General features: G+C 71.0%; 15 protein-coding genes. 5 read left to right on the top strand and 10 right to left on the bottom strand.

The features are described 5' to 3' along the window. Nucleotides 1–34 precede the first annotated feature (34 nt). From ND450_RS06630 to ND450_RS06620, 3 genes are all read left to right on the top strand, one after another. Nucleotides 35–466, top strand: coding sequence for a DUF1931 family protein (locus ND450_RS06630; RefSeq protein ID WP_253325272.1), 432 nt, complete (start codon nucleotides 35–37; stop codon nucleotides 464–466). A 150-nt stretch (nucleotides 467–616) separates the two neighbouring features. Then, complete coding sequence (locus tag ND450_RS06625; protein WP_253325271.1) at nucleotides 617–1,771, top strand: glutathione-independent formaldehyde dehydrogenase; 1,155 nt, start codon at nucleotides 617–619, stop codon at nucleotides 1,769–1,771. Nucleotide 1,772: 1 nt separating this feature from the next. Continuing rightward, nucleotides 1,773–2,321 (top strand): type 1 glutamine amidotransferase domain-containing protein, encoded by a 549-nt coding sequence (locus ND450_RS06620; RefSeq protein WP_253325270.1) that lies wholly within the window; start codon nucleotides 1,773–1,775, stop codon nucleotides 2,319–2,321. A gap of 51 nt (nucleotides 2,322–2,372) precedes the next feature. Here the strand turns inward: ND450_RS06620 and ND450_RS06615 are convergent, their stop codons facing one another. The 5 genes from ND450_RS06615 to ND450_RS06595 form a co-directional block, all read right to left on the bottom strand. Continuing rightward, a complete protein-coding gene (locus tag ND450_RS06615; RefSeq protein WP_253325269.1) occupies nucleotides 2,373–3,383 on the bottom strand; it encodes a cytochrome d ubiquinol oxidase subunit II in 1,011 nt (336 codons plus the stop codon). Continuing rightward, on the bottom strand, nucleotides 3,380–4,732 hold the full coding sequence (locus tag ND450_RS06610; protein WP_253325268.1) for a cytochrome ubiquinol oxidase subunit I: 1,353 nt from the start codon (nucleotides 4,730–4,732) through the stop codon (nucleotides 3,380–3,382). The genes ND450_RS06615 and ND450_RS06610 overlap by 4 nt, the downstream gene beginning before the upstream one ends. 223 nt (nucleotides 4,733–4,955) lie before the next feature. After that, nucleotides 4,956–5,846 (bottom strand): decaprenyl-phosphate phosphoribosyltransferase, encoded by an 891-nt coding sequence (locus ND450_RS06605; RefSeq protein WP_253325267.1) that lies wholly within the window; start codon nucleotides 5,844–5,846, stop codon nucleotides 4,956–4,958. Beyond that, nucleotides 5,843–6,346, bottom strand: coding sequence for a phosphatase PAP2 family protein (locus tag ND450_RS06600; RefSeq protein WP_253325266.1), 504 nt, complete (start codon nucleotides 6,344–6,346; stop codon nucleotides 5,843–5,845). Before ND450_RS06600 ends, ND450_RS06605 begins: the two co-directional genes overlap by 4 nt. Then, nucleotides 6,343–9,069, bottom strand: coding sequence for an arabinosyltransferase domain-containing protein (locus ND450_RS06595; protein WP_253325265.1), 2,727 nt, complete (start codon nucleotides 9,067–9,069; stop codon nucleotides 6,343–6,345). The genes ND450_RS06600 and ND450_RS06595 overlap by 4 nt, the downstream gene beginning before the upstream one ends. Before the next feature lie 209 nt (nucleotides 9,070–9,278). Here ND450_RS06595 and ND450_RS06590 point away from each other — a divergent pair, with 209 nt between their 5' ends. Together ND450_RS06590 and ND450_RS06585 are read left to right on the top strand one after the other, a co-directional pair. Then, on the top strand, nucleotides 9,279–10,436 hold the full coding sequence (locus tag ND450_RS06590; protein WP_253325264.1) for a lipopolysaccharide biosynthesis protein: 1,158 nt from the start codon (nucleotides 9,279–9,281) through the stop codon (nucleotides 10,434–10,436). Beyond that, nucleotides 10,409–11,539 (top strand): glycosyltransferase family 4 protein, encoded by a 1,131-nt coding sequence (locus tag ND450_RS06585; protein WP_253325263.1) that lies wholly within the window; start codon nucleotides 10,409–10,411, stop codon nucleotides 11,537–11,539. The genes ND450_RS06590 and ND450_RS06585 overlap by 28 nt, the downstream gene beginning before the upstream one ends. A gap of 15 nt (nucleotides 11,540–11,554) precedes the next feature. Here ND450_RS06585 and ND450_RS06580 read toward each other — a convergent pair whose 3' ends face one another. The 5 genes from ND450_RS06580 to ND450_RS06560 all read right to left on the bottom strand — a co-directional run bounded on the left by ND450_RS06580 (nucleotide 11,555) and on the right by ND450_RS06560 (nucleotide 24,791). Continuing rightward, nucleotides 11,555–11,902 carry a hypothetical protein gene (locus tag ND450_RS06580; protein ID WP_253325262.1) on the bottom strand — a complete coding sequence of 116 codons (348 nt, stop codon included), beginning with the start codon at nucleotides 11,900–11,902 and terminating at the stop codon, nucleotides 11,555–11,557. A 24-nt stretch (nucleotides 11,903–11,926) separates the two neighbouring features. Next, complete coding sequence (locus ND450_RS06575; protein ID WP_253325261.1) at nucleotides 11,927–12,157, bottom strand: hypothetical protein; 231 nt, start codon at nucleotides 12,155–12,157, stop codon at nucleotides 11,927–11,929. A 107-nt stretch (nucleotides 12,158–12,264) separates the two neighbouring features. After that, nucleotides 12,265–14,445, bottom strand: coding sequence for a tetratricopeptide repeat protein (locus ND450_RS06570; RefSeq protein ID WP_253325260.1), 2,181 nt, complete (start codon nucleotides 14,443–14,445; stop codon nucleotides 12,265–12,267). A 189-nt stretch (nucleotides 14,446–14,634) separates the two neighbouring features. Further along, a complete protein-coding gene (locus tag ND450_RS06565) occupies nucleotides 14,635–20,259 on the bottom strand; it encodes an RHS repeat-associated core domain-containing protein (protein ID WP_253325259.1) in 5,625 nt (1,874 codons plus the stop codon). Nucleotides 20,260–20,270: 11 nt separating this feature from the next. Continuing rightward, the gene (locus ND450_RS06560) at nucleotides 20,271–24,791 is read right to left on the bottom strand and encodes a LamG domain-containing protein (protein ID WP_253325258.1); all 4,521 of its coding nucleotides are present in this window, start codon (nucleotides 24,789–24,791) and stop codon (nucleotides 20,271–20,273) included.

Genomic DNA, 24,791 nt, shown 5'->3' with positions numbered 1-24,791 from the left:
AACCCGGCGAACGGAGGACCCGGCCATGCCGGTCATGAACGTATCCAGGTTCGAGCACTTCTTCCGCACCGCGGCAGGACTCGACGTCGACAAGGAGGACCTCAAACGCCACAACGACTTCATCGACCAGCAACTGCAGGACATGTACCTGATGGCCGCGATCACGGCGAAGACGAACGCACGCGACGTCGTCCAGGCCTACGACTTCCCGATCACCAAAGGCCTCCAGGAACGCATACGCGAGTTCGACCAGCTCTTCGCCGAGCTCGAGGACGCCCTGGACGCGATGTCGCCGCGGCCACCGGACATCACCTTGTCCGAGGAGGCCGAGGACTGGGTCCCGCGCATCGCGGGCGGCATCAGCCTGGGGCTCGCCCACACCTTCAAGATCATCGATCCGGATCTGGTCAACCCGCAGACCAGGCACTGGGAGTCGGCGTTCCGCCTGTTCGACCTGCTGCTGTGACGGGTCGGGCAACCACGGTCTTCTGCCGTGCGCGATCGGGTTCCGTAGAGAACATCCACAGTGGACGGCCGGTTTGGATTGTTTTTCAAGGGTATTCGGCTCTGAGGGGTCCTCCACGACCGAGGCGGAGCCCGTGACGAGGAGGTAGTGGTGAAAGCAGTGGTGTACGAGGGGCCGCGTCAGGTCAGCGTCCAGGACGTGCCGGACGCCCGGATCGAGCGGCCGACCGACGTGCTGGTGCAGATCACGACGACGAACATCTGCGGTTCGGACCTGCACATGTACGAGGGGCGAACCGACTTCGAGCCCGGCCGCTGGTTCGGGCACGAGAACATGGGCCAGGTGGTCGAGGTCGGCGCCGCGGTCGAGAAGATCCAGGTGGGCGACTGGGTGGTCCTGCCGTTCAACGTCGCGTGCGGGCACTGCAAGAACTGCGAGCGCCAGCTGACGAACTACTGCCTGACCGCCCAGCCCGAGCCGAACATGGCCGGCGCCGCGTACGGTTTCGCGGACATGGGACCGTGGGCCGGCGGGCAGGCCGAGTTGCTGCGCGTGCCCTGGGGCGACTTCAACTGCCTGCGACTGGGCGAGGACGCCGAAGAACGCCAGACCGACTACGTGATGCTCGCCGACATCTTCCCCACCGGTTACCACGCCACCGAGATGGCCGGCGTGAAACCCGGCGACCAGACGGTCATCTACGGCGCGGGCCCGGTCGGGCTGATGGCGGCTCTCTCGGCGACCATCCGGGGTGCGAGCAAGGTGATGGTGGTCGATCGGCACGCCGACCGGTTGCGGCTGGCGGAGTCGCTCGGCGCGATCGCCATCGACGACTCGAAGGTCGATCCGGTGCAGGCCGTCCTGGACGAGACGATGGGGCTGGGCGCGGACAACGGCTGCGAGTGCGTCGGCTACCAGGCGCACGAGCCCGATGGGCAGGAGAAGGCGAACCTGACGATGAACCGGTTGGTCTCCTCGGTGCGGTTCACCGGGAAGATCGGCAACGTGGGTGTCTTCGTGCCCCAGGACCCCGGCGCCGCCGACGAGTTGGCCAAGCAGGGCAAACTCGCTTTCGACTACGGCATGTTCTGGTTCAAGGGCCAGCACGTGGGCACCGGTCAGGCCCCGGTCAAGAAGTACAACCGGCAACTGCGCGACCTGGTCGCCGGCGGCAAGGCCGAACCGTCGTTCATCGTGAGCCACGAGTTGCCCCTCGACCGCGCGCCGGAGGCGTACGAGCACTTCGACAAGCGGGACGACGGCTGGACGAAGGTCGTCCTGCACCCCGCGATGGCGGGTGCCTGACATGGCAAGAGAGCTGAACGGACGCAGGGTCGCCATCCTCGCCGCCGACGGGGTGGAACGGGTCGAACTGGAACAGCCGCGGCAGGCGCTCGACGACGCCGGAGCCAGCACGGTCGTGGTCTCCCTCGCCGAGGGCGAGATCCAGGCGCGCAACAACGACCTCGAGGACGCCGGCACCTTCGCGGTGGACCGGCTGGTCGGCGACGTGTCGGTCGACGACTACGACGCGCTGCTCCTGCCGGGCGGCACGGTGAACCCGGACAAGCTGCGGATGGAACCCACCGCGGTGCGGTTCGTCCGGGAGTTCGTGCAGTCGGGCAAGCCGGTCGCCTCGATCTGCCACGGGCCGTGGAACTTCGTCGAGGCCGACGTCGCGCGGGGACGCCGGCTGACCTCGTGGCCCAGCGTGCGCACCGACCTGCGCAACGCGGGGGCCGAGGTGGTCGACGAGCAGGTCGTCACCGACGGCAACATCACCACCAGCCGGTCTCCCGACGACCTGCCGGCCTTCTGTGAGCGGATCGTGCAGGAGTTCGCCAAAACCCCGTGAGTCGTGCGGTGAGGTGCCGGTCCTGGTGTCGATGACGCCGAGACCGGCACCTCACTCGTGGGACTCGAAGCCGACGGGACGCTGGAACAGCACGTAGAGATACACCAACGACGGAACCAGGATCAGCGCCCCGGCGCCCAGCGCCACGAGCAGGGCGACGAGAGTGCTGCGGCCGGTCGCGGCCTGCTCGACGGTCAGGGACGGCAGCAGCACGTACGGGTACTGCCCGACCGCCCACCCGATCAGGATCGCCGTGACGGCGAGCGCGGAGGCGATCCTGGCAGCGGTGTAGCGGCGGGTCAGCAGCAGGGCGAGCGCGCCGAGCCCGGCGATGACGGACGACACCACGACCGGCAGGCCGCGCCCGACGAGTCCGTCGAACAACTCCGGCGCGTCGGCGCGGAGCACGACGATCCCGGCCAGGCCCACCGCACCCGTGACGGCGGCGGTCACCAGGGCGCGCAGGCGGAACGCGTCGGCCAGGTCGTGCTCGCCGTCGCGGCGGGCGTCGCCGCACAGGAACACCGCCGCCAGGTACGCGCAGACCAGCACGGCGAGGCTGCCACCCAGCAACGACGTCGGGGTGACCCAACTGCTCACCACATCACCCTCGGCGATGCCGGGCGGCACCCGGCCGGAGGCCACGCCACCGACCACGGCACCGAGAAAGAACGGTGTCAGCAGTGAGGACAGCGCGAAGGCGGCGCCGAAGAGGCGGCGCATGCCCGGCGTGCTCACGCTCTTGCGGTAGGCGAACGCCGCTCCCCTGGCGATGATGCCGAACGCCGCCAGCGTGAGCGGGACGTACAGCGTCGTCACCGCCGCGGCGAACGCGCGGGAGAAGCCGGTCCACAGCACCACCAGCACGAAGATCAGCCACACGTGGTTGGCCTCCCAGACCGGGCCGATCGAGTGCTCGATCCGGTCCCGCACCCGCCATCCGCGGTCCGTGCCGCCCGCCAGCAGGTCCCACACGCCGCCGCCGAAGTCCGCACCGCCGAACAACGCGTAGGCCACCAGGCCCGCGAACGCCGCTCCGAGCACCACCTCCGCGAGCGTCATCGCCGCTCCTGCGGCACCGGTGTGTCCCGGTCGCGGGCCAGCCTGCGCAGCACCACCACCGTGAAGACCGTGAGCACCGTGTAGACGCCCGCGACCGCGACCAGGCCCCAGCCGAGCCCTGGTGCCGGGCTCACGGCGTCAGCGGTGCGCAGGACGCCGTAGACGACCCAGGGCTGCCGGCCGACCTCGGTGGTGATCCACCCCGCCTCCATCGCGACCACCGCCGCGACACCGGACACCGCGACGGCGCGCAGGAACCACGCGCTGTGCGACAGTCGCCGCCTCCGCCACCACACCAGCCCGTACCAGGCGGCGAGCAGCAGCAGGGCCACTCCGATGCCGACCATGGCGTTGTAGGCGAGGTGCACGACGTTGACGGGTGGTCGTTCGTCGGCCGGTACCTCCTCCAGTCCGGGCACGACACCGTCCGGATCGTGGTGGATCAGCAACGACAGCCCGTACGGGATCTCCACGGCGTAGTGCAGCTGGTCGTCCCAGTAGAGGCCTCCGAGCGACAGCCCGGCGCCGGAGGTCGTCTCGTACTGGCCTTCCATCGCCGCGAGCTTCGCGGGCTGGTTGTCGGCCACCACGGTGGCGATCCAGTCCCCGACACCGATCTGCACCGGCGTGGCCAGGGCGGCGACGGTCAGCGGGATGAGCAGTCCCGCCCGGTGGTAGCGGTCCCGCCGGCCGCGCAGCATGCCGACCGCGTACACCGAGGCGATCAGGAACCCCGTCACCATGAAGGCCGCGAGCCACATGTGGACGAACTGCGCCCACGTCGACGGACCGAACATGGCGGCCCACGGCCGCGCGTCGACCACGTCGCCCCGCTCGTCCAGCCGGAACCCGGTGGGGTTGTTCATCCACGCGTTCGCGGACACCACGCAGAACGCGCCCACGACGCCCGCGGCCACCATCGGCAGCGCGCTCAGCACGTGCGCCCGCGGCGACAACCGGTTCCAGCCGAACAGGTACACGCCGACGAAGATCGCCTCGACGAAGAACGCGAACCCCTCCAGCACGAACGGGAACCCGAACACCTCGCCGAACCGGCCCATCAACCCGGGCCAGAGGATGCCCATCTCGAACGACAGCAGGGTGCCCGACACCGCACCGGCCGCGAACAGCACGGCCATCGCCTTGGCCCACTTGTGCGCCAGGGCGTTCAGCACCTCGTCGCCGCGCCGGTGACTCCGCCACTCGACGAACACGACGATCGCCGGGAACGCGATGCCGAAGCAGGCGAACACGATGTGCCACCCCAGCGACAGCGCCATCTGCGTCCGCGCGGGGTACAGGTTCGCGCTCGCATCAGCGAGGTGTTCCAGCACGATCCTCCCGACCACGCGTCGCCCGACGTGGCCGGACCACCCGCGCGTTCCCCGGTCAAACGACCGCCGGCGAACGTCAGTCCGGAGGGACGACCGGAACGTGCCTCCCGGCACCGCGGTGTCCCCCGTCAGGCGAGCCGTCCCGACCTGCGAAGCCGAGTGGGTGCGCTCCGTTCCACAGTGGACCGGTGCCCGGCCGGAACCGGCTCGAACTGGAGCCGGAACCCGACGCACGCGCTCAGAGGTAGATCGCCAGCGCGACCGTCACCACCCAGGCGAGCCCCAGCGACTGCAGGACCCGGTCGGAGCGGGCCAGGTCGTCCGGCGCGCCCGCCTTGCCGCTGTCCACGTCGACGGCGTAGCGGAGCACGGCGATGACGAACGGCACCATGGACAGCGCGGCCCACGGACTGCCCGTGCGCTGACCGAGCTCGAACGCCCACAGGCCGTAGGTCATGTTCATGACGGCCGCCGACGTGGCCCAGACGAACCGGAGGTAGGTCTCCGAGTACCTGGTCAGCGAGTGGCGGATCGCGGCTCCGGTCTCGTGGAACAGCTTGATCTCGGCATACCGCTTGCCCGCCACGATGAACAGCGACCCGAACGCGGTCACGAGCAGGAACCACTGGCTGGGCTCGATGTCCGCGCCCATGCCGCCCGCGATGGCGCGCAGCAGGAACCCGGAGGCGACCACGCACAGTTCGAGGACGGGCTGGTGCTTCAGGCCGTAGCAGTACCCGAGCTGCACGACCAGGTAGACGGCCATGAGCACGAGCAGCTTCCAGCCCGCCACCGCGCCGATCGCCAGCGACGCGGCCATCAGCGCACCGGCGGTGCCGAACGCGAGCGGCACGGGGACCACGCCCGCCGCGATCGGGCGGTGGCGCTTCTTCGGGTGGGCCCGGTCGGCTTCCACGTCCTTCGCGTCGTTGACCAGGTACACCGCCGAGGCCGCGCAGCAGAACGCGGCGAACGTGAGCGCCGCCGACCGCAGCACGACGGCTTCCGCGATCCTGCTCGACGCGAAGGGCGCGGCCAGGACCAGGACGTTCTTCACCCACTGGTGCGGCCGGGCGGTCCTGATCAGCCCCCGGACGACCGATGGCCGTGTCTCGGTCGCCACGGTCATCGACGACCCCACACCACGCGCCGCACGCCGCGTGCCACCACGGCACCCAGCACGGCGCCCGCCAGCACGTCGGTCGGGTAGTGCACGCCCAGCACCAGCCTGCTGACCATCATGGGCGGCACGAGGATCGGCACCAGCGGCTGGTTCGTCAGCGCGCCGTAGGCGATCGCGGCCGCCGTGGTGGACGACGCGTGCGACGACGGGAAGCTCAGCTTGCTCGGGGTTCCCGCCAGCACCTGCACGTCCGCGTGGTGCGGTCGCCGCCGCCGCACCACGCGCTTCACCACGATCGACGCCGCGTGCGCCGCGACGACCGAGGTGGCCGCGACCGTCCACTCAGGACGGCGTGCGCGGTCCACCGCGGCGCCGGCGACGCCCAGGAGCAGCCATCCCGCGCTGTGCTCGCCGAACCACGACAGCAGCCGGGCCGCGTGCACCACGGGTGTCGTGGCCAGGGCCGTCTGCACGGCCACCAGCGCCTCCGCTTCACGATCGCTCATCGAACGCCTTCCCAACCCATCCGGGTCCGGGTGTCGCGGGTGGTCGTGTACCGGCCGGTCTCGTAGAGAGGGGTGGCCTGGTACACCTGGATCGGGTACGGGCGGGAGGTGTCCCGCAGCCGTGCCGGCAACGCGGTGACCTCGTGCGTGGTGACGACGTCCCCGAACAGCGCGCCGCGCACGGGTTGCCAGGTCGCGTCGGACAGGCCGAGCGCCTGCGTGTCGCCCCACTGCACGGCGTAGGAAACAGGTTCGATCACGCCGTCCTGGACGCGCGGCTGGCGCTGGCACGGGAACAGGAACGCGATCTGCCACGCCACCGCGACCGCCGGCTCGCGAGGCAGGAACTCCCGCAGCCGCACGTACTTCTGCGCGGCGGGCGGGGTGAACTCGCCCTCTCCGGTGAGCCGCACCTGCGTGGCTCCGGCGGGTGCCGGCGGCAGCAGGAGCGTGCGCCGCACCGTGCTGTCCACGTTGTCGGTGACCTTGCCGGTGCCGAGCACCTTCGCGTTCGAGTCCGCGTACTCGTAGGTGACGGGAGCCGGTCCGCCGGTGACGACGGTCGCGATCGGATCGGTCTGGATCGCGAACCACCTGTCCGGCAGGGACACCAGCGGCTGCGGTGTCGCGACCTCGACCGCGTCCGCCGCGACGCACCTTTCCGCGAGCGGGTCCTGGACGTTCGCCGCCCACGGTGACCACGTGTCCAGCGTGCGCACGGTCGCGACGGTGAAACCGCCCACGAGATAAGCGATGTTGGCGAAGAAGAACATCACCACCACGACCGGTATCGCGATGACCGGTGCGAGAGAACCCTTGCCCCGCCGGTACAACACGACCGCCACGACCACGATCAGCAGGAGCCACCAGTACGGCTTGTCGAACTTGAGCACGGACACGTGCGGCGGAACACCCGTGGACGGCAGCCCGAGGTGCCACGAGTAGGGCCACAGGTTGGCGCCGTGCCCGGCGAGGCCCAGCATCGCGACGACGCTGACGATGCCGCCCAGCAGCACCGGAACCGGCATGCGCCGGTCGCTGGTCAGTTCACGCACCAACGGCACGGAACCCAGCAGCATCAACGCGATGAACACCGAGCCGATCCCCGCGAGGCTGCCGAAGTGGTGCGTCCACTTGCTGGGTGTCAGCCACAGCAGGAAGAACGCGAACAACGTCGACCAGCCCGCCAGCGCGAGCCTGGGTGGGACGTCGATCCGGCGCGCACGTGCGGCCGTGACGAGCACGACGAACCAGACCAGCGCGACGACGCACACCAGCACCGGCGCGCGTTTGGCGTAGTTCGCCATGGCGTCGCCCTGGTTCAGCAGGAACATCCACCGCGCGAACTCCGTGTACCAGGTGTCCGAACCGGCCATCTTCTTGAAGATCTCCTGTGCGTACAGGAAATCGCGCAGTGTTCCGTCGCTGAAGGCCATGACCATCGCGATCGCGCCGGGAGACAGCACGGCGAGCGTCCTCGCCACGACCGTGCGCCAGCCCGCGTCCCTGGTGAGCAGCTTCCACGCGAACGGCAGGCTCGCGAGCAACGGCGCGAGAGTCGTGAAACCCGTGGGGTGCGCGAAGAAACCGATGCCCGCGACACCCACGGCGGCGGCCAGCAGCGCCAGCCGCTCGCGTTCGACCGCGGCCGTCACCGCCAGCAGCGTGAGCATGCCGCACATGGTCACGACGCCCTCCGGCCGCACCCCCATGTCGAGCGGCAGCCACCAGGCCAGGAAGGCCGCGCCGAGCACGACCCCGCTGAACCTGCCCGACACGTAACGACGTGCGGCGAACCACGTCACCAGACCGAACACCAGCGCGGGAATGCGCAGGACCACCGGAGCGAAGCCGAAGACCTGCCACTTGGCGAGGAAGTAGTAGAACCAGGAGAACGGTGTGAAGCCCTGGTTGAGGATCTGGTAGTAGTTCCCGACATATCCCTCGAACGGCACGTTCTTGGCCATCGCGCTGTAGTAGCCGTCGTCGTCGGACATCGGAGCCAGGAACAGCCAGAGGACCATGATCGCGGGGACGACCAGGTCGACGGGGCTCAGTCTCCACCGGAACCGGGCCGGCTCGCGGGACACGCGCCGGTCCAGCAGCACCAGGCAGGCGAACGCGGTCGCCGCGCACAGCGCCAGGAGCACCATCAGCACGATCTTGAGCGGTGTCGGGCTGGTGCTGAACTGGTCGTCCACCCTGATCCGCACGGACAGGTCCGCCGTCGCCGACGCGGTGATCGAGGTCGCCAGCACGTGCACGTCCGGCATGGTCGCGGACCGGCCGATCTCCTTGCCGTCACGCAGGATGCTCAGTCCGCCGCGGTCGCCGGTGATCTGGTACGAGCAGTCACCCGCGGGCAGCGGCTCGTCCACCGCGGCGACACCGCTGACCAGCAGCCGGTCGTTCTCCGCCTTCACGACGAGGCCACGGGCCGGAGCCGACGGCGTGATGGTCGAGACCACGACTCCACCACCGGCCTGCGCGGCGCGTGCTGTGGCGCAACTGAATCGCGCGTCCATCTCAAATGGCCGGTAGGCGCTCAGCGCCAGCATCGTGGATCTGGGCGCCGACGCGTTCTCCGGCCACGTGACGGTGGGATCGTTGATCGTCACGGGCGCGAGCGGCATCAACGCCGACAGCAGCACCGTGAGCGCACCCGACACCACCGCGACGGCCAGCAGCCGTCGTCTCCTCCCCTGTCCGGGTCGAGCGGTCACTGCGGGTGTTTCGGGAGCGAGCGAAATCGTTTCAGTCGTCACGCGCCGATGTCCTAAGGGGGTTTGGAAGGGCGAGGCGTCAGAAGCTAGCGACCGCCCGTTACGCGAGAACCCCGAAGAACCCTCGCATTGCTACGTCTGCGTTGCCATACCCCGCGATCGTGTTACGGATGGGAAAATCGCCACAGCGCGGCCGATATGGTCCGGCCATGGTTCGTGCGCTCGGTCTCGTCGGGGTGTGCATCGTCCTGTCCGGACTGCTCGTCAACGCCTACCTGGCGATCGTCGCGCGCAACGTCTCACCCGCCGAGTACAGCGACTTCGGCGCGTTCTGGTCGATCGCGCTGCTCGTCGGGTTCGGCGCTTTCCTTCCCGTGGAACAGGAACTGGCCCGCCTCGGCCCCCGCGCGCTGCGCTCGGCCGCCGTCGTCGCCGGCTGCATGGCGGTCGTCGAGTGCGCGCTGGCCGTGTTCGTCTCCCCCGCCGTCGTGGTGCTGTGCTTCCTGTCCGCGGCGCAGTTCCTGGTGCGGGGCACGCTGATCGGCAGCGGGAGGCTGGCGTGGCACGGCGGCCTGCTGGTCGCCGACACCACCCTGCGCGTGGTGTTCGCGCTGCTCGCCGGTTGGCTCGGGGCCACGACGAGCGCGCAGTTCGAGTGGACGCTCGTGGCGGCGGTCGCGGTGGCACACCTGCCCGTGCTGGCCGCCATCTGGTGGCAGCAGGACGGCGAAGTGCCCGTGCGCGAGTTCGCTCGCGCGGTCTCCCCCCTGCTCGTCGGCTCCCTGTGCGCGCAACTGCTGCTCAACGGCATCCCCGTGCTGGTGAGCGCGGTCGCGACGCCGGCGGAACGAGCCCACGCCGGGGTGTTCCTCGCGGCCTTCCTGCTCGCCAGGGTCCCGCTCTTCGTCGCGGTCCCGCTGCAGACGGCGCTGCTGCCCGTGCTCGCGGGCAAGCGCAAGCGCACCGTCGTGACCCGTCTCGCGGCCGTGCTCGCGGTCGCGGCGGGCTTCGGCGTCGCCGTGGCGTTCACGATCGGGCCGTGGCTGGTGCGGCTCGTGTTCGGTCCTCTCTACGTCGTGTCCGCCGCGGATCTGGCGCTCCTCGCGGTCGGCGTCGTCGCCCACCTCGGGTTGATCGTCACCACCCAGGCCCTCGTCGCGGACGCCCTGCACAGCCGGGTCGCGTGGAGCTGGATCGCGGGCGTCCTCACCGCCGCCGCGACGTTCGCCGTCATCCCCGACCTGGTGCTGCGCGCGGAGATCGCGTTCCTCACCGGATCACTCGCCGGACTGCTCGTCGGACTCCGGCTGCTCACATCCCCACGACAGGAGAGCGAACTGTGCTCGACGACCTCGTCATCGCCCTGACCTACTACTCGCCGTACGTGTCGGGGCTGACCAACTTCGCGCGGGACGTCGCGGAGGGGCTCGCCGAACGCGGCAAACGCGTCCGCGTGGTCACGACCCGCCACGACCCCTCGCTGCCGCACGAGGAGACGATCAACGGCGTGCGCGTGAGCCGCGCGCCCGTGCTCGCCCGGTTCGGCAAGGGCGTGATCAGCCCCGCGTTCGCCACGATGGTGCGCGAGGCGTCGGCGAACGCCAGGGTGCTCAACCTCCACCTGCCGATGCTCGAGGCCGGCCCGGTGGCCGCGCTGGCGAAGTGCCCGGTCGTCGTGACCTACCACTGCGACGTCAGCCTGCCGCCCGGCCTGGTGAACGCGGTGCAGGGCAGGGTGATCGACGCGTCCAGCCGCCTCGCGATGCGCCGCGCGGCGGCCGTCGCGGTGACGAGCGAGGACTACGCGCGGGCGAGCAGGCTGTGGCCGTCCATCCAGCCGCACATGACAGCCGTGCCCCCGCCCTGCCGCCCGGTCCCCGCCGGCACGCCGAGGTTCCGCGACGGCGACGGCCCGCACGTCGGGTTCCTCGGCCGCATCGTCGAGGAGAAGGGCGTCGAGCACCTGGTCGACGGCTTCCGCGCGCTGGAGGACCCGTCCGCCCGCCTGCTGATCGGCGGCGACTTCGGCAACGTCGCCGGCGGCAGCGTCATCGCCCGCGTGCGCGAACGCATCGCGGACGACCCGCGGATCAAGCTGCTCGGGTTCGTGCCGGACGAGGACCTCGGCGACTTCTACGCGTCCCTGGACGTGTTCGCCCTGCCGTCGGTGAACGCGTTCGAGGCCTTCGGGATCGTGCAGGTCGTCGCGATGCTCGCGGGAGTGCCGGTGCTGGCGAGCGATCTCCCCGGTGTGCGCATCCCCGTGCGGGAGACGGGTTTCGGCGTCATCGTGCCGCCCGGCGACGCGGCGGCCATCACCGCGGGACTGCGGTCGCTGCGCGACGACCCCCCGGTCGCGGACGGAACGGCCGCGGCGAAGTTCAGCGTCCCGGCGGTGCTCGACGCCTTCGAGGCGTTGTTCGAGAAGCACGCCCGCGAGCAGGGAACGGTGCCGGGCGGTTCCGCCTAGGCCCTGTCCTGGGGCTCAGCGGGCGAGCTCGTCCTCGACGAACGCGGGCTTGGCGAGCGTGACGACCGGGATGGCCGTCACGAGGATCACGGCGAGCAGGAACAGCAGCGGCAGGGTCCACCCGCCGCTCACGTCACGCAGCAGCCCGACGAGAAGTGGACCGAGCGCGTACGCGATCCCTTGGGCGACCCCGACGGCGATGAGCCGGCCGACGTTGCGCAGCCGCGCGACGAGCAGCGGCACGACGAGCGCGCCGGGCACGCTGATCAGGCCCGTGACGGCGAGCAGCACACCGGCCTCGGTCGGTGTGCTGCCGGCGACGTCGTCCGGGAGGCGCCCGCGGCGTTCCCGCGCGATGACCACGATCCGGGGGACGAAAGCGACGATCTAGGTCGCCGACCACATGCCGAGCGAGAACCGCCAGCCCCACTGTTCGGCGACCGGAGCGACGACCGCGGCGGGCACGGCCGTGCTCACGCCCACGATGCCGCCGTCGAGGCCGGCGCCGATGTTGGGGATCGGAATGTCCACCCGGATGTCGCCGAGGACCGGTGACACCGCCGCGACCGCCTGGCGCAGGGTGAGTGCGACGAGTGCGAGGCCCAGCAGCGCGGTCACGCATCCCGCTCACAGCGGACGGCGGCGGTGCTCGGACACCTCTCGGCTCCGGGGTGTCGGAGCGGCCCGGCGGCAGCCGTCCACAGTGGTCCTGTCGGGACGATCGGTCACGACATCCGGTCCCTGACCGCCTCCGCCAGCGGCGAGTGGAGTTGCTCGTACAGGTCCACCGCACGTTGCCTGCTCCGCTGTGCCTCCTCGGCCTGCCCGATCGCCTCGTAGGCGTCACCGAGGTGCCCCAGCACCTCGGCCACCGTGTAGAGCTCACCTTCGGTCTCCGCCTGGGGAAGCGCTTCGAGGTAGTGCGCGATCGCCGCCGCCTGGTTCCCCCTGCGGTGCTCGACGTAGCCGAGCGTGTCCAGCACGTCCGGGTGGAACTCCTTCTTCAACGCCCGCGCCCGCTCCGCGTGGTGGGTCGCCTCGTCGAACTCCTCCAGCATCGCGTGGCACCAGGCCATTCCGTTGAGCGCCTCGGCCTCCGCGTAGGAGTTGCCCGCCTCGTGGAAGTGCTCGATGGCCTGCCGGGCCTCGGCGATCGCCTCGCGGTGCTGGTCCCGCGCGCTGAAGATCCTGGCGAGGCCGATGTGGGTGAAGCCGAGCGCGCCCGCGTCGCCGGACTCGCGGTCGACCTCCAGCGCCGTGCGCAGCACGGCCTCGGCCTCGTCGAAGCGGTGCTGCCTCATGTGCAGACGCGCGGTCATCTTCCACATCGCGGCCTGGCCCGGCCGGTCGCCTCGCTGCGCGGCGATGGCCTCGCCGATCTCGACGACGTCGGTGTTGCCGGAGAGCCGTCCGGTGGAGTCGAGGATGTTCACCACCAGCCGGATGGTGGCGAAGACCTCCTCCGGGAAACCGTGCGCCGAACGGGCGTTCGCGAGCAGGACCGGCGTCTCGGTGGCGAGCCACGCCATCGCGGCGTCGTTGTCTGCGTGCTCGACCGCGACGACGCCGGGCGGGAGCTCTTCCGCGGGCATGGGCATAGACCTGACGAGCGCGCGGACGCGGGCCGCGTTGTACCGGTAGTGGACCAGCAGGCGGTGCAGTGCGTCGTGTCGTTCGTCCGGGAGGACCTGTTCGGCGGCGTAGACGCGCAGCAGGTCGTGGAACGCGAACCGGCCCGGCGTGCGCTCGATGAGCATGTGGGCGCGGACGAGTTCCTGCAGCGCGCGCCTCGCCATCGGGATCGGCTCAGCCGCGACGCTCGCGGCGGCCGTGAGTCCGATCTCGGTGGCGGGGTGCAGGCCGAGCAGGCGGAACATCCTGGCCGCCGCCGGGCTGAGCGCCTGGTAGGAACAGGTGTAGATGGTGCGGAGGTCGGCTGCCTCGTCGCCGCTGTCGAAGCCGTCGAGGCTGCCTTCGCGCAGTTCCTCGGCGTAGGCGGTCAGCGAGAACGACGTGTGCGCCGCCCGTGCGGCCACGACCGCCAGCGCGAGCGGCAGTCCGGCGCACCGGTCGATGATCTCCGCGACGGCGGCCGGTTCGGCACCCACCCTCGCCCCGCCGAGCCGGTCGGCCAGCAGCGAGTGGGCCTCGTCCCCGCTCAGCAGGCCGAGCGGCAGACCCCGGGCGCTCGTGGTGGCGATCAACCCGGTGAGGTCGCTGCGGCTCGTGACCAGCACCAAGCTGCTCGGCGTGCCCGGCAGCAACGGCCGGACCTGCGCGCCGTCACGGGCGTTGTCCAGCACCAGCAACATCGCGCGACCCGCCACCAGGGTCCGGTACATCGCGGTCTGCGCCTCCAGCTCGTCCGGGACGGCACCGGGCGGTACCCCGAGCGCCTCCAGGAACATCCGCAACGCCTCACCCGGCGCCATGACCGCGCCCGCGGGGTCGAATCCGCGCAGGTCCACGTACAGCTGGCCGTCGGAGAACCGGTCCGCCACGCGGTGCGCCCAGTGCAACGCCAGTGTCGTCTTGCCGACGCCGGCCGTGCCCGAGAGCACGGTGACGACCGCGGCACCGGGGTCCTCCAGCGTCGCGTCGAGCCCGCGCAACAGATCGGCGCGGCCGACGAAACCCGGAACCTCCTGCGGCAGCTGGCGCGGCACCCGCACCGGCGGGCCCTGCCCGGCCCCGGCCGACGTCAGCAACTCCTCCTGCTCCTGCGGCCGCAACCCCAGCGCCTTCGCGAGCTGCCGGACCGACGTGAGCTGGGGGTTGCTGCGCTTGCCGGTCTCGACGCCGCGGATGGTGCTGACCGAGACCCCCGACCGTTCCGCCAGCGCCTCCTGGGTGAGCCCCGCACGCAGCCTGAACCGGCGGACCGCCGCAGCGAGATGATCTGACACGGCTTCTTCCTACCACTACGACCGGCCGGCCACGGCGTGCTCGGGCCGGACCGCGGTGGTGATCGCGCCAGCGCCACCCGCAGCGACCCCACGCGAAGCCGCCTGCTCGTCACGATCCCCACGCGCCAAACCGGCCGCGGTGGTCGTCCACCGCGGCCGGTCGCCCTCCCGGGGAGGAAGCGCCGTGCGTCAGAACCAGGCGCGCCCCCTGCCGTCGGCGCGGTGGTACATGCCGTCACCCGCCTGGTAGTAGCCACCGGAGCCCATGTCGCGCGAGGTGCTCACCTGCTTGCCGCCCTTGGTGTAGAAGGTCGACCTGTTCTGCTTCGCCTTCTGCACACCGACCATCGTGGGCGGCAGCTGCTTCTTCGCACAGCCGGCGAGCAGCGGGCTCGTGCAGTACTTGTTGTTGAGCGGCCGGAACACACCGACGCGGGCGCAGCTCTGCATCACCGGAGGGCCCGCGGGGGCGCCTTCCGCGATGCAGCCGATGTCCGTCGGCGGCCGGTAGGGGACGTACGGTGCCGCGGGTTTGGGCATGGGACCCATCGTCACCGGGTAGGTGCTCGTCCGCCTCCGGAAAGCACCCGCCGTGTCGTCCTCGCGCCGGTTCGCTTCGTCGGCGAGCGCGGCGGCACCGGCTCCGAGGCTGACACCGCCCGAGTCCGACAGGAACTCCACCGTCTTCCCCGCCTCGCCCACCGTTTTGAGGCCCTTGAGCCCGTGCAGCGCGAACTTCACGGACTGTCCGGCGGTACCGCCGATGAGCCCGAGCACACCGAGGCTGGTCTGCGTCTCGTCACCCTTCTGGATCGCCTCGGTGGTGTCCCAGACGCTCAGGGCGGTGCTCGCCGCGAACGCCACGAGACCGACTCCCCAGCCGAGGCCCGGGATCATGCTGAAGAGGCCGATGCCCACCGAGATCCACGACTTGTTCTCGGCCACCCAGTCGAAGCTCTTCTCGACCCAGTCCCACCACAGACCCGTCGGGTCCATCTTGGACAGCGGCGAGTTGTTCGCGTAGCTGTACCCGTGCATCTGCTGCGGGTCGGCCGGGTCCATCACCGGGTCGACCGACAGGAACCGGCCCAGCGCCGGGTCGTACGCACGGGCACCGAGCTGCACGAGTCCGGTCGACGCGTCGTTCGTGCCGCCGACGAACCCCTTCTCGCCGGGGAACGCCGCCGCCTCGCCCCGCGGGCCGCCGAACGGCAGCTGACGCCGTTTCGTCACCGCCAGGTCCGCGGAACGCACCGCGATCTGCGCCGTGCCCTGGTGGTCGCCCGCGAGCCAGGTCAGGCCGCTCGCGTCCCGCACGGCCACTGCCGCACCACCGTGCTGGTAGTAGCGCGTCGCCTTCAGCACGCCGCCTGCCGACCTCAGTTCCTGGCCGTTCAGGTAGAGCGTGGTGCCGGTCGGATCGCGCCGGATCAGCCTGTCGCCGCCCGCGTCGTACACGTACGACGTCACCTCCGCGCCCGCTGTCACCCGCACCACGCGGCCTTCGGCGTCCCAGTCGAACGTCTGGGCGTTGCGGGTCTTGGTGTTGCCGGCCGCGTCGTAGGTGAAGACGTCGTCCGTGGTGGCCGACGGCGTCGTGGTCCGCACCGAGTTCAACCGGTGCGACCCGCCCGCCGCGGGCAGGCCCGCCGTGCGGACCGTGTCCCCCGAGGCGCTGTGCCGGGTCTCGGTGAGCCGGTTGCCCGCCTTGTCGTAGGTGTAGGAGTGCCAGTACGGCGCCGGGCCCGACAGCGCCGCCGTGCCGGGGTTCGCGTCGCACCCGTTGCCCGGGGTCCAGGCCTCGGTGATCCGCTGCAGGTGGTCCATCCTGAAGCACTGGGTGTCGGCACCGTCCACAACGGACTTGACGTTGCCGCTGGGGTCGTAGGTGTAGGAGACGTCGGACTGCTTCGGGTTCGGCACCTCGGCGTCGACGATGGTGCGTTCGAGACGGCGTGAGTTGGTGTCGTAGTAGCGCGACAGCCACACGCGCTTGCCGGTCGAACCCAGCTGCGTGCGGGCGAGTTCGCCGTAGCGCGTGTACTGGGTGTCGGAGACCAGTTCGTCGGTGGCGCCGTCCAGGCCCGCCGACGTGGTGGTGGCGTTGCCGAGATCACCGTAGGAGTGGGAGACGGGTTCGGACGGCAGGTCGCCGATCGCCGGGAACGTGGTCCCGGACGGGCTGCCGTCCATGTTGTACCGCGCGGACGTCGTGTACGTGCCCGCGAGTTCCCGCTCGGAGTCCGGGATCGTGACCGTGGAACCGAGCGGCTTGTTCAGCCCGTTGTAACCCAGGACCTGGGTCTTGTAGGGGCTCCCGCCGCTGTAGCGCGTGCTGGAGGCCGGCAGGCCCTTGCCGAACGGCGCGGTGTCGAACGTCCACTCGGTCAGCGTCGTGGCGCCCTCGCTGAGCTTCGTCCTGCGCCCCAGCGCGTCGTAGCCGTAGGTCAGCGTGACGCCGCGGGCGTCCGTGGACGTGGTCATCTGCCCCGCGTCGTCGTAGGTCGCCGACGTGACGCCCCGGTCGGGGTTGTCCTCGGTGACCTTGCGGCCGCGCAGGTCGTAGCCGAACCGCCAGGTGCTGCCGGCCGGGTCGACCACGGTCTCCAGCTGGCCACCCTTGGTGTAGCCGTACTTCGTGGTGTCGAACGAGCTGGTCAGCGCGGCGCCCCGGTACTGGCGCAGCTCCGCCTTGCGGCCGCGGGCGTCGACGATCGTCGTCGTGGCCGTACCGCCCTGGGGCGGGCTGACGTGGACGCGGTCACCGCCGTACGACGTCGTGGTGCGCCACTTCTCCTGCGCACCGGCCTTGGTGACGAGCGCCGTCTGCCTGCCCGCGCCGTCGAACAGCTGCTGCGTGAGCATCGGCACCTCGGCGTCGGCCGCGAGCCAGAGCTGGTCGTCGACGGCGCCGGTGTTGTAGTACGGCATGGTCGTCTTGTACTTGCGGCCCTGCGAGTCGTACCTCGTGTCGATGATCAGCCTGCCGCCGCCGATGGCGGGCGTCTGCAGCTGGCGTTGCCGCAACAGGCCGTCGTAGACCTCGTTCACCGTGGTGTAGCGGCCGTTCGGGCCGATCGCCGACGTGCTGACCACGGTCGGCGCGTCCTTGCGGTAGGTGTAGGAGAAGTACGCGTTGCCCCGCGAGTCCGGCATCCGCACCCGGTTCGGCAACCAGACCTCGGTCTTGCGGCCGAGCGCGTCGTAGGTGGTCTCCGTCTTGCGGCCGTTGGGGTCCACGACCGCAGTCGGCTGGCCGAAGAAGGGCTCGACCGTCGTCGTGGTGACGTGGCCCAGCGGGTTGGTGACCGTGCTGGTCCCCGGCAGTCCGGTCGCCGGGGTGTAGGACGTCGTCGTGACGCGGCCGAGTTCGTCACCCGAGCTGGTCATGCGGCCGTAGACGTCGTACGCCGCGGTGGCGCTCGGCGCGTAGACGGGCTCGGACGCGGGGCGTTCCTCCAGCACCTCGCTCCTCGTCGTGTCACCGTTCGTCGGCGCGGCCCCGAAGGCCTGGCCGTCGAAGGCGTACCGGGTGTCGCCGATGGCGTCACGCGGGAACACCGGGGTCGTGCCACAGGCCACCCCCACGGTCACGACCCTCGCCACGGCGTTCAGCAACCACTTGCCGGTGTTGCGCGCGTACGTCGTGGTCGTGCACTGGTCGTCCGCGGTGGTGGCGATGTCACCCAGGTCGCTGACGGTCGTGGGCTGGCCGCGGTCGTCGTACCCGGTCACCGTTCTGGTGACCCGGTTCCCGCCGGCCGCGAGAGCCGTGTGGTCCGTCTCCGTCCCGGTCCGCACGATCCGGGCCTCGAGGGTCCCGCGGACCGCCGTCGGCCCCTGCACGGACGGCGTGGTGATCGTCTTCGCCACGACCCGGTCGCTCTCGCCGTCGCGCGTCTGCGACTCGAACTCCAGGCCGCGCAGCCACCGGTCGTCGGTCCGCTCGCCGTGCTCGGAGTCGGTGACCTTCACCGACCGGGTTCCGGTGGGCAGCTTGTCGCCGTTCATGCCGCGGTAGAAGGACTTCTCGGTCATCGTCACCGGGCCGGCGGGGTCGTTCGGCTGCCCCTCGCGGATCGCGACGCGCCCGAACCCGCGGAACTCGTTCCACGTGCGGTCCTCGGGCTTGGTGAACTCCGAGGTGTCGTACGCCCAGGCCGCGCCGTCGAGGTAGGTGTAGCCGGTGACCTGCTCGGTGCTCGAGGAGATCCGGTCGGACCGGGTCACCTGCTCCACGACGTACTTGTGGAAGTAGTCGGTGCGCACCGCCTGGTCCTTCTTCGCCCACTTGGCGGGGAAGCAGCGCAACGTGTTGGACTCCGGGTTCGCCGGCATCCGCGTGCCGTCGGTGCAGTCCTGGCCCGCGTACTTGATCGTGGTGACGCCGCCGGACTCGGAGACGATGCCGGTGACGCGGTAGCGGATCAGCGGGCCGACGCCGTCGGACCTGTTGACCCGGTTCGGCATCTTCGTGCCCTCGAACGTCACCTGCGGCAGTGACACCGGGGTGCCGGCGAGGCCGGTGTGCGTGATCCCCTTCAGCCACAGCGCGGCCTTCTCGCCGTCACCGGGTGCCGGGAACTGGTGCTCCAGCGTCCACCGGTCGACGTCGCTGAACCCCGACCCGTTCCACACCTTCGTGGTGACGCTGTCGAGCCGCTTCGTGGTCCAGAACGTCGGCGCGTGCTTGTCCTTGCACGGCGTCGCGTCGCACTTGGCGTCCCACGGCACGTCCGGCCAGTTGTCCTTCTTCTCCGGCTTGCAGTCGCTGCCCGGCACGCACCGGTCCGCCACCGCGAACTCGACCCGGCCGGTGGCCTGCTCGCCGTCGCGCATGCCGTACTCGACGGTCTTCAGCGTGCCGCCGCGCACGTACGAGACGGCGGTGTCCTTGCCGTTGAGACCGTAGGAGTTGGTCTCGGGCGAGTAGGTGTGGCGGATGAGGTTGCCGTGCCGGTCGATCACCTCGTCGAGGTTCCAGCGCCACGCCTGGGTGCACTGCGACGCGGCGAACGTCGTGCCGTGGCACGGTTCGCCGCTGTCGTCGCCGAACACCGGCACGGTCCAGGTCGACTTCGCGTCGGGACGCGAGCCGAACAGGTACTGGGTGCCGTCGAGGGTCGTGATGCGCCAGCGCTCGCCGTCGTCGTCCCCGTTCGCGGTGCCGGTCAGGCGTTCGACGCGGGCACCGTTGTCGTTCTCGAAGCGCCACTCCCCCGTCCTGTCGTCGCGGACGAGCTCACCGCCACCGCCCGCGAACGAGGCCACGGCGTTGTCGCTGCGCCAGCACAGGTCGCCGGACTCCTTGGGCGGCGTGACGTCACCGGTCCTGTCGTCCGCACAGGTGCCGTAGCGGCGTTCGACGAATCCCGCACCGAGGTCCCAGCCGTCGCCCGCCCACGAGGCCTGGTTGTTGGTGGCGCCGGTGCGGCCGTCCACCGCGGACGACGAATAGCCCAGCGCCAGGTCCGGCACCAGCCCACCGGGCGACGGCGGGACGCGCAACGGGTAGGACCAGGTGAAGTCCCCCGTCTGCGCGGACACGTCCCAGGTGGCCGACGGCGCCAGCGGGGACGCCGTCGGGGTGCCGCCGCCGTCCGGCGCGCTGCCACCCGGCTGGTCGCCGGACAGCGCGCTGGACGAGGCCTGGTCGGGCCCGCGCGAGCCCATGGTCTGCTTGGTCGCCGAGGTGGACGGGGTGTCGGGCAGCGGCACCGACGGGCCCGCCGCCAGTGCCGTGCCGGTGATGGAGGCGGTCAGCACCGACGCCGTCAGGGCGATGGTGAGCGATCTGGCGACGAGTTTCCTCATGTTCGTCCTTCTCACCCGGTCACCGCCGGGTAGGAGCGGAAGAGCCCGGTGATGCGGTCCTTGTCGAGCTGCCCGGTGTAGAGGCGCACGTCGTCGACGCCGCCCTTCCAGAACTCGGCCGGGGCGCCGTTGGCCTTGCCGCGGCCGATCGCGACTCCCCCGGTCGCGGCCCAGGCGTTGTCGAGCGTGCCGTCGCCGACGCGGGTCCCGTTGACGTAGAGCCACATCTTCTTGCCGACGGGGTCGTACACGCCGACCAGGAACGTCCACTTGTCGGTCTCGGAGGGCAGCGTCGACACGGCCGCCTTCGTGACCTTCGCGTTGTCCAGATCGGACTCCGGCATGTCGAACGTCCAGGCGCCCAGCTGGTTGTTGTCGTCGTCGATGACGTGGCCCAGGCGGAACTTGCTGCTCCTGGCGCCGTCCACGGTCACGGCGTCGCTGCGGCAGACGCGCTCGGCGCAGTCCTTGCCGCTGAACCTCACCCACGCCGACACCGTGAACGGCTGGTCGAGCCGCACGTCGGTGCCGGTGGTCGTGGCCGCGCCCGCGCCGGTGACGACGAGACCGGCGCCGAGACGTCCCGCTCCGATCACCGCGTCACCGCCGAGCGTCGCCGGCCGGTTGCCCGAGGCGTCGGCGCCGGTGCCGTCGAACCGGTAGTGGTGCACGAGGGTGAGGTCCTTGCCGGACATGGTCTGGATCTCCGTCGCGTAGAGCACGCGCGAGTACGCGGAGACGTCGTCGATCGCGCCTTTGAAGAACTCACCGGCCTTCGACCGGCCGACCAGCAGCCCGCCGGACGCGGTGCCGGTCTGGGTGTGCGCGGCCGAGGCGACCTGGACCCCGTTGACGTACAACAGGATCTGCTTGGCGGTGACGTCGTGCACGCCCACGAGGTGCGTCCACTGACCGGGTTGCACGGCACCACCGGCGGCCTCGTCCCTGCCGCCCATCTGCAGGCCCCACTTGCCGTCCGCGCGGGCCCTGAGGGTGAAGCCGCTGACGTCCGGGCCGTCCTGCGACAGCACGGTCGCCAGGCCCGCCGCGTCCACCTTGGCCCACGCGGCGACGGCGAAGCTGCGGTCGGCGTCGATGCCGTGCGGGGTGCTGACGGACGACGCGCCGTCGAGCCCCAGCGCCTGGTCGGCGGCGTCGGGCATGGTCGCCTGCCCGGCGACGTAGGACACCGCGCCGGTCGCGGTGCCGTGCAACGCCCGCGGCGAGGAGTCCTGCAGGCCGCCGTCGAACTTCCAGCTGCCCACCGCCACGTTGTCGCGCGCGACGATGCCGCGCACCTCCTCGGTGCCGATGGCCCTGCTGAACACCCGCACCTCGTCGAGCGAGCCGCGCCACTCGTGACCGGGGTTGCCGCCCGCCCGGCCGCGGCCGACGGTCAGCGCCCCGGTCGCGTTGAAGCCCTGGGTCCGCGCCGCCGTTGCCGTCTGCTCACCGTTGACGAACAGGCGGATCTGCTTGGCCTGCGCGTCGTAGACACCGGTGAGGTGCGTCCACTCGCCGAGCTTCGCACCCGCCGGGCTGAACACCGTCTCGTAACCCGGGCCCGCCACGTCGGCGGTCGGCAGCACGAACTCCCAGCGGCCCGCGCCGTCCGGGGCGCTGCGGTAGCCGAGGAAGAAGCCGCTGTGCCGGGTGCCGTCCTGGCTCACCGCGGCCTGGAACCAGTCCAGCGGCGGCGTCTCGTCCTGCCGCACCCACGCCGAGACCGAGAAGCTCTGGTCGGTGCGCACCACGGGCTTGCCCGCCGTCACGTACCCGGTGGGGTCGGGGAACTGCACGGCCCCACCGACCGCGCCCTGCCCGACGAACTTCGCGCTGCCCTTGAGCTCGGCCGCCGTCGATCCGAGCACCGCGTTCCCCGCCGCCGTACCGCTGGTCTCGTCGAACTTCCAGTTGCCGGCCTGCACCGCGTCCCGGCCGACCGAGGCGCGGATCTCCGCGTCGGACAGCACCCGGTCGTACACCTTGACCTCGTCGACCGCGCCGGCGAGGCGGTCCTGGTCCGGCTGCGAGTCCCACAGGGTCTTGCCGATCCGGAACTGGCCCGTCGTGTTCACCGGGGCGGACAACCGCTTCGCCGAGCCGGCGGGCTCACCGTTGACGTAGAGCCGGATCTCGTTGGACGGCAGGTCGTACACCGCCGTCAGGTGCGTCCACACGCCGATCTGGGCGGGTGCCGCCGACCACGCCCAGTCCGACCACTTGTCGTCCGCGGCGGGGTTGACCATCGCGAACGCCCAACGCCCGTCGGAGGCGCGGTACCAGAGGTTCAGCCCGGCGAACGCCTCGCCGTCCTGGCTCAGCACTGCCTGGTGGGTGTTGCCCTGGGCGAGCCTGACCCAGGCCGAGGCGGTGAAGCTCGCGTCGGTGCGCACGGTGTTCGGCGCCGCCGCGGACCCGGTGGTGCCGTCGAACTGCACCGCCGACCCGACCGCGCCCGCGGCGGTGTAGCTCGCGCCGCCGTTCAGCGTCGCGTCCCGGTCGCCGAGGAACGCGCTGTCCTTGCCGTTGCCGTCGAACGACCACTGGGCCAGCGGGCCGTTGCCGCCGCGGACGTTGAACTTGACCTTCCTGGTGGGGCTGGCGTTGCCGGCCCGGTCCACGCTCTGCACGAACAGCGTCTGCGTGCCGTCCGCCTTGGGCGCGATGTCCACGGACGCCCTGCCGCCCAGTGCCTCCGCGTCGACCGGCGTCTTGGGCGGGTCGACCCAGTCGTAGAGGTAGTGGTCCACATCGGACACACCGGCGGAGTCGAACGTGAAGCGGCCTGGTACGCCGACACCGCCGTGCCAGCGGTTGTCGTCGGTGTAGAGGCCTGCGACGACACCGGGTTCCTTGTCGATCCCGACGCGGTCGACGACGAAACCGGGACCGTTCTTCCAGTCGCTGCCGTCCGCCGCGTCGCGGCCCCACAACGTCCACGTGACGTGCTGGCCGTTGCGCCCACTCAGATCGACGTTGGTGCTGAAGGTGTTGCCGGCACCGAGCGTCGGGCCTTCGACGTGCTGCTTCTGAGGGCCGCCGTAGACGTCCCAGATCGCGGTGAGCTGGTCGTTCTCGGCGTCGGTCAGCTTGCCCTTGATCCGGATGTTGTCCTGGGCGGTGTAGGCGACGCCGCCGCACCACTTGCAGATCGTCAGCGGCGGATCGGTGACCATCTGGGTCGGCGCGTCCGGGCGGCTGTTGTAGTTCACCGTGATCTTCGTGGCTCCCGCGTCGTACTTGCGCCACGCGGACTTGTCGCCCTCGTTGGCCGCGCGGAGGAAGTACGCGGACCAGCCGTTGGGGTTGATGTACTGACCGACCGTGAAGCCGACCGGCTTGTAGCCCTCGCAGCCGGTGTAGTTGCTGCCCGCCGGGCTGCTGTCGACGAACGTGCCGCCAGGGGCGTTGTTCCACGTCGTGCCGGGGCCGAAGGTGGCGTTCGCGATCCACAGCTGGTGGTCGGACGTCACGCACTGCGGCCCGTGCACGACGGTCGCGTTGAAGTCCGCGCTGATGATCCGCTTGCCGCGCAGGAACGACGTGTCGAACTGGAAGTAGGAGCGCGCGACGCCGATGCCGTTGCAGCCCGCCCACCCGGTGCAGGTGCCGACCTTCGCCCACGAGTCGACGTCGTCGGCGCCGTACCAGTGCGTGCTGTCGGGCTTGCCGCTGAAGACCTTCGTCCAGTCCTTGCGGTCGTTGGTCCACCAGTCGGGGTCGATCGTGACCGGGTACTGGCCGGTCTTCAGCAGCTCCTGGTCGGGCAGCAGCTCGACGGACGACGAGTCGACCCGCAGGCCTACCCTCGCCTGCGTCCCGGCCGCGTCCCACATGATCGTCGGTGGCGTGGCGAGCACGACCTCGCCCTTGCCGTCGACCGCTTCGAGGCCACCATCCTTCGTGGCGCGCACGGTGAGGCCGTCGGAGACCAGGCCGAACCGCACGCTCTCCGGCTTCGCCTTGGCGTCCTTCACCACGACGTGCTGCGTCACGCCGTTCGCCTGTGTCCTCAGGACGAGGTCGACGCCGGGCAGCACGTCGCGGTAGGTGGCGGTCGCGCCGTCCACCAGCGGCGCGGGCAGCTCACCGGGCCAGGTCAGCGCCGCGGACCGGCCCGGCGTGCCGATGGTGAGCAGCGGCGCCTTGCCCCCGTTGGACAACGCCACGTCCACACCGGCCGACTTCGGCACCAGCGTGCCGGCCGGCCCGCCGGTGAGCGCCGGGTCGACGCCGACCCAGGTGCCGTTCTTCCTCCACCGCGTCGGCGCCGTCGTGAGCTCGGCGCGGAGGGTGCCGTCGGGTTGCGCGGACACCGTCCTCGTCGGCGTCGTCAACGCCGGGACCGCCACGGCCTCCCCCGACTCGTGCGCGGTCTGCAACGCCAACGCGGTGTCGTTCGCCTCGGCCGCGACGGGCGGCGTCACCGCGTCGGGCCACGACACCGCGGTGATCACCCCCGCTCCGAGCACCACGGCTGTGGCCGCCGCGAGCCGTCTCCAGCCCGCGCCGGTGGTCCAACGAGCCAT

The organism is Lentzea sp. HUAS12, from assembly GCF_024125735.1.
In the GTDB taxonomy this organism is placed as follows: domain Bacteria; phylum Actinomycetota; class Actinomycetes; order Mycobacteriales; family Pseudonocardiaceae; genus Lentzea; species Lentzea albida.
The sequence above is the reverse complement of the archived record's forward strand: the minus strand, read 5'-3'. Positions and strand labels throughout refer to the sequence as shown.

Bases quoted from the DNA above. Each gene is read 5' to 3' on its own strand.
- ND450_RS06630 (WP_253325272.1), top strand. From the start codon at position 35: ATGAACGTATCCAGGTTCGAGCACTTCTTCCGCACCGCGGCAGGACTC.
- ND450_RS06620 (WP_253325270.1), top strand. From the start codon at position 1,773: ATGGCAAGAGAGCTGAACGGACGCAGGGTCGCCATCCTCGCCGCCGAC.
- ND450_RS06615 (WP_253325269.1), bottom strand. From the start codon at position 3,383: ATGACGCTCGCGGAGGTGGTGCTCGGAGCGGCGTTCGCGGGCCTGGTG.
- ND450_RS06605 (WP_253325267.1), bottom strand. From the start codon at position 5,846: ATGACCGTGGCGACCGAGACACGGCCATCGGTCGTCCGGGGGCTGATC.
- ND450_RS06600 (WP_253325266.1), bottom strand. From the start codon at position 6,346: ATGAGCGATCGTGAAGCGGAGGCGCTGGTGGCCGTGCAGACGGCCCTG.
- ND450_RS06590 (WP_253325264.1), top strand. From the start codon at position 9,279: ATGGTTCGTGCGCTCGGTCTCGTCGGGGTGTGCATCGTCCTGTCCGGA.
- ND450_RS06565 (WP_253325259.1), bottom strand. From the start codon at position 20,259: ATGAGGAAACTCGTCGCCAGATCGCTCACCATCGCCCTGACGGCGTCG.
- ND450_RS06560 (WP_253325258.1), bottom strand. From the start codon at position 24,791: ATGGCTCGTTGGACCACCGGCGCGGGCTGGAGACGGCTCGCGGCGGCC.